Source organism: Streptomyces sp. NPDC111802 (assembly GCF_055634335.1).
In genome coordinates this window covers 1-5577 of sequence record NZ_JBVKCZ010000136.1, presented here as the reverse complement: position 1 = coordinate 5577, position 5577 = coordinate 1, and the positions used below count along the sequence as shown (strand labels likewise).

The following is a 5577-nucleotide window of genomic DNA, read 5'->3' as shown; positions in this document are numbered from 1 at the left end:
TACGACACCGACGCCTCAGCCTCCACCGCGAGCCCCTCCCAAGACGACCTACATCAAGATCATCCCACGCCCCCGCAGACAACTTGATAGCGCCCGTCGGATAGTTCGGGCGGACCTCCGCGACCATGCGCACCGCACGCTCACGAAGCTCGGGAGGGTAGGGGGACGGACGTGCCATGACTCGATCCTCTCAGGGAATCGAGCCTCCATCAGACCCGGAGCGGTTCACATCACCGGCGTCACCACGCTGCCCACGGCAGGCTGAACCAGGGCCGCCACCCGACCCCACCACGCCCTGGCACACCTTCAACCAACCCGCCAATTGACAAGTTGACAACGCCTTCGAACAGGCTCTACTGCTGGAACTACTGCCCGCCCTGCTGCTGACCCTGCGGACCGTTGATCTGCGTGTTGGTCCCGAACGGCTGCTGCTGCGGCTGTTGGAGCTGCTGGCCGCCCTGCTGCTGCCCGCCCTGCTGTGGCGCCACAAACAGTGACGCCCCAGCAGGGGCAGCCGGACCCACAGGCGCACCAGCACCCGCACCCGGGGTCGGCGAGGCAGGCGCAGCCCCGCCCCACGGCCCAGACGGAGCCGGCGCAGCAGGGCCACCCACAGACGGCGCAGCCGACTCGGCCGACGGCGCAGAGAGCAGCACAGTTGCAGACTTCTGGTCCACAGGAACGGGCGCGTTGCCAGCCGGCAACCCGCCCGAACCCGGCACAGGAGCAGGCTGCCCCGTCACCTGCTTCGACGGCTGAGCCTCCATCAGGGGCTGCGACTGGACAGCCGTGCCCTGCAGGGAGGGTCCCAGTACAGTCTGCTGGGGCGGCCCCTGTGACTGGGGCACAGAGGACGTGGCTGCAGTCGCGGGCACAGCGATCTGCTGAAACTCACCGAGGCTCTTCACCTCAGTGTCCTTGCCCCCGCCAACCGGGACAGCTGCAGAAGCCGCAGGCGAAGACGTGACCTGCTTACCCGCCGACCGATCCGCCACGCCCAGAACCGACTGATCACCCCGAACCAGCTGCCCGCCCCGCTGAACCGCCACACCCTGCTGACCCTGCAGACCCAGGGAACCCCCGCCAGCAAGCAGGCCGGCGGGGTCCTGCGGCAACTTCACCTTCGCCTCGGCAGGCTTCGCGGCCGCACCGGCCTTGCCGGCCTCGGTGTTAACGGCCACGTGGTCAACTGTGGTGCCCGTGGTACGGGTGGCCGTACGTGGCGTTGCACCACCACCGGCAGCGCCGCCATTGACAGCGCCCCTGTTCCCATCGAGGGAAATGCCGCTGCCACCTGCAGACACCAACGGCAGAGCAGCCAGCGCCTGCGGCCCAGCCTCAGCCGAGGGGGACTGCCCACCGCCACTGGCAAAGCCATTGCCGTTCAAGAGATGCCCGATTTCCTTAACCAGCCCCTGCGACCGAGGAACCAAGCCGACCCCTGTCGAATCAGACCCACCACTGTCCCGCGATTTTGCACCTGGGACCGACGCCAGCAACGAAGACGGCGACTGCTGTTTTGGAGGCAGAGACCCATCAATCGCAGACGACACCCGTGAGTTCTGCTCCGGCTCCTGCCCAGTAGCCAAGCCCTCTGACAACGGCTTCGACTGCGACTGCGCATCCAGAACCCGCGACAACGGCGGCAACACGTCTGACTCGTCAGTCCCACTGTCCCCGAAACCGGCCTCCCTCTTCACCCGCGAACCAGACTGCAACGGCGCGAGCTTGAGCGGGCCCTCAGAAAACAACGGCGCGAGCCCGACCGAGTCCCGGCTCCCCGAAGACCGCAACGGCGCCACATCGACCGAGCTCTTCCCAGAAGCATCGCTCAGCTGGTCCCGCTGCCCGTCCTGGGGTGCCGCCCGATCCGTGGCCGTCGCACCGTCTGTGTTGCTGATGGCAGCCGCCGTACCGGCGGCCGGACCATCCGCCGTGGCCGAGGTCCCCGTCGACGTGCTGTCTGAGGAAGAGCCACCCCCCTTAACAGCCGAAGAGGCCGCAGTCGTGGCACCAGGAACCTGAGCAGGTGCAGTCGGAGCCAAAGCGCGCCCACTCACACCCAAGAGCGGACTGGTCTGGCCACCCAGCTGCTGAGGCCCCTGCCCACCGTTACTGATGAGAGCTGATACCCGCCCGGTCTCATCGTCCTGACCGTCGTTCACCAGCGGTTGCTGCCCAAACCCCCCACTTCTCTTACTGACCGGGTGGGTCTCATCTAGTGAACTCCCAGATGCCCTGCCATGGTCTATGTGGTCCTCCGCGTGCATGGCCTGCTGCCCAGGCTCTCCCGCGCCGTCACGAGGATGCCACCCATCGGCCGTCGCCCAGCTTTTCTGTCCAGCCTGCCGGGCCAGTTCCGCGTCCTCCATCGCAGTCAACCGGCCCTTGAATCCGGCGCGCGCCTCCGCAGCCTCCTGCGGAGTCAGCGCGCTCCCATCGCTCTTCGTCATGGTGATGGCGCCGTTACCGCTGTTCTTCACGTTAATATACGTGGTATTCCCCCCAGAAGGGCTCCGATAGATCATCGTCTTGGCGCTAGGAGTAAAGGGCGCATATGCCAGTTCATTTGAGTCCACCACGGGTTCAAATTTTCCGCCCGGCGAGGGCGTGTGGCCTTGCGGCAGGGGTGGCGCATTCTGAGTTAAATACTGGTCCGCACGCCTGAATTCGCCGATCTCTCGGAGCCTCTGATCCGCTTCTTCTTTTTCCCCTACGAAATTTGCCCCCAATGCCTGGCCAGCATTCCCCCACGGGCTGACCGGCGGCAGCCCGTACAAGGGCAGGAACGGTTCGTCGTCCCTGTATTGACGTTCGTACCGAGAGGACTGAAGAATGGCCGCAGTCTGCTTAGGGTCGGGCGCCGCATAAGGCTTCGGTGGATTTGCCCCGAGAGCAGCAAGATTAGCCTGATTCATGCGATCCAGAGCAATCGCTTCCGTGGAATTAGCTATCACCGCTCCGCCCGCTTTAAAGGGATTGAGGGTGTACGCCTGCTTAGTCCGCTCAAGAAATCTCTCCGCAGCTTCCGTCACCCCCTTCTTGTAATCCTCATTCCACTTCACCGCATCCTCTCGACTCAGCGGGCGTGCAGCCTCGTCTGCATAAACCTTGTCGAGCTCGTTGCCCGCGGACTCAATCAGGCGCCGCGCATCGTCACCCTTGGCACTATCACGAATCTTCTCTTTCATCTCCTCAAATTGCCGGTGATGCGCTTGTACCAGCTGCTTGCCACGCTCCCGATTATATCTCACCCACGCTTCATCTCGCTGTCTGATAATTTCCTCGGATCCCGGGAACTTCTTAACAGCCTTCCATTGTTGTACAGAATCCTTCCCCAGCTCATAGCCACCCTCCCCGAGCATGAAAATATCCGGCCTGATGCTCATTTTGCCCAGCCAAAGCGCACCACGACCAGCCGTACGGAGCAGCCCCCTGGCAGAAAACGAGCCCGGCCCTCCGGCTGAATCCGCCGCTGGAATGTGGAAACTAGGCTGCTGCCGCGAACCGACCGACGTCGGCCGACTCGGGCCGGAAAGCTCAGGAGGTGCGGTCCACGCCCTAGCATTCGGATGCTCCAAATCCCTTACAAAACCCTTACCACGCGCCTTGTCAAGGGTCTGCTTCAGCCCGGTATCTGCCCTCGCCCAATTATACTCTCCATAGTCCACCGCCGAGACGTTAATGCCCACTGCAACAGGATTCCCGTTCCTGTCCCATCCGACCAGTGGTGCACCGCTGTCACCAGCATACATCGGGGCTCCACGCATATGCACCTTAACCGGATGTCTAGAATTACCCTCCTGCGCCAATTGGTTTCGCGACCTGAATACCTGGTACCCGTGGGCGTCGTCTTCCACGTTAACCAATCCACTATTTACCGTATTTCCGAGTCGATTAGGTGCAAGCCACCTTCCGAGTCGATTACTCCACCTTCCGAGTTGATTAGGCTCGGCGCTTCGATAAGGCCAGCCGGGTACCCTATCCCAATTGGGCTCAAGCCGACGTCCGAGCCATTCAGGCAAAACCGGCGTAGGGCGACCTCTTTCTAAGAAGGTGGCATAGTTCTCGGGTCTGACACCAACCTGCCGCAAGACTGGCCACGTCTTATCAGCCAGCATCGTCCGCACAGCGCCAGGCTTTTGATGCCCATACACTCGAGCCACCCGGAAGCCATCGCTTGGAACTTCAACACCGGCGTCGCCCGGCAGGCGAAGATACGGAACACCGCTGACGGACTCTGGTAACCAAAGAGACGCAGAATCATAGGCGCTATTCCCCCAGGCAGAATTTATGTGTATCGCCTCGGGTGTTACCGTGCGAGGATGCCCGTTTTCGTCCGTGTAGGAAATTCTCACATCCTTAGGGTCCTGTCCGTTTACGACATGCGCCGCGGTCGCAATACAGTTGGGCGCAATAAAGAATCCGCTCCCAAAGCCCTTACAATGATTGATCTGCGCCATAAAGGGAGCCTCACTCCGCGGTTGCTTCGTATATCCATCCAGCCCGTCACCGATGGCACTTGCATTGGGGGCCGTAATAAACTGGCTCGCACCAACTCCTGAAATGCCGATCAGTGCAGCAGCAAACAAATTGCGCCCCGTCTTTTCGGCCGGACCGGAACTACGGCGCTTCGAGTGAGCTCCCATGATCTTCCATCTCCTCGACAAGTACAGGTGAGGGCTGGCGCAGCCCTCTGCATAACAGGCGGTTTTCCAGCTTGAAAGCCTTAGCGGCCGACTGAGAGGTTAGGGCACGCGGAATGCGTAGGCATGCCATCCACTTCTTCTCTTTCGCCTAAATGAACACGGAGAGTTCCCGATGTTGCGCCAATTCAACTAGCAACGGAGACCGGGAACGCCCCCGATCTTCCACTGCTAGGCGACCTGTCGGGAGATAATCACACCGGGCTGAGCGCGTCACCCCAACACACTTGCCGCACCCTCGTTACGCAAGAACAGACGCGATCCCGGCCACAGGCAAGAACGAAACAAAAAAACTGGCGAGCACACAGAAAAACCATGCGCTGCATAACAAAACCAGCCGCCCGCCGCAGCACGGACACAAAGACCGCCTTCCCCGCCCCCCCCAACATGTGACAGGCACCTCACTGGCGCCCAGTGGTCAGGACGGCCGCCGAAGGGCGACGAAAACGACAACTGCGCTGCACCGCACAGCGCTACGTATCTGACCAGGAGGGTCTATCACGAATTAGGCTCTGCCTTGATTTTCGTAGCGGGTGATCGTTCTGTTGGCCCGAAGGTCAGTTGAGCAGGATGCGCTGGCGGAGGAGGGCGAAGCCGGCCCGTCCGTAGGTCTGGCGCTTGAGGAGCTTCGTCTTGTTGTTGATGCCCTCGGTGACTCCGTTGCTGTAGGGCAGGTCGAGGCCGGCCTGGATGGCTGCGCGGTCCTTCTCCAGGCCGCGGCCGAAGGCGTGCAGGGCGGGAAGGTCGTCGCCGTTCACGGCCTCGATCCACTCGGTCAGGGCGGCGTGTTCGGTGGCGGGGTGCTCGTGGTGGGCCAGGAGCTTCGCGAAGGTGGTGACGTGGCTGGTCAGGAGCGTCATCTCAGGGCAGG

Annotated in this window: 2 protein-coding genes and 1 pseudogene; all 3 read right to left on the bottom strand. The window is 62.2% G+C overall.

What is annotated here, in order from left to right; all coding sequences use genetic code 11:
- Positions 1-365: 365 nt before the first annotated feature.
- On the bottom strand, positions 366-3389 hold the full coding sequence (locus tag ACZ7NC_RS44365) for a hypothetical protein (RefSeq protein ID WP_471497812.1): 3024 nt from the start codon (positions 3387-3389) through the stop codon (positions 366-368).
- A gap of 825 nt (positions 3390-4214) precedes the next feature.
- A pseudogene (locus tag ACZ7NC_RS44360) lies at positions 4215-4649 on the bottom strand (trypsin-like serine protease); the annotation flags it as partial.
- Positions 4650-5263: 614 nt separating this feature from the next.
- On the bottom strand, positions 5264-5577 hold a 314-nt coding region (locus tag ACZ7NC_RS44355), incomplete at its 5' end, for a transposase (RefSeq protein ID WP_471497810.1).

What these genes read in the sequence shown, in the direction of transcription:
- ACZ7NC_RS44365 (WP_471497812.1), bottom strand. Translation starts at nt 3,389, where the DNA reads ATGAGCATCAGGCCGGATATTTTCATGCTCGGGGAGGGTGGCTATGAG.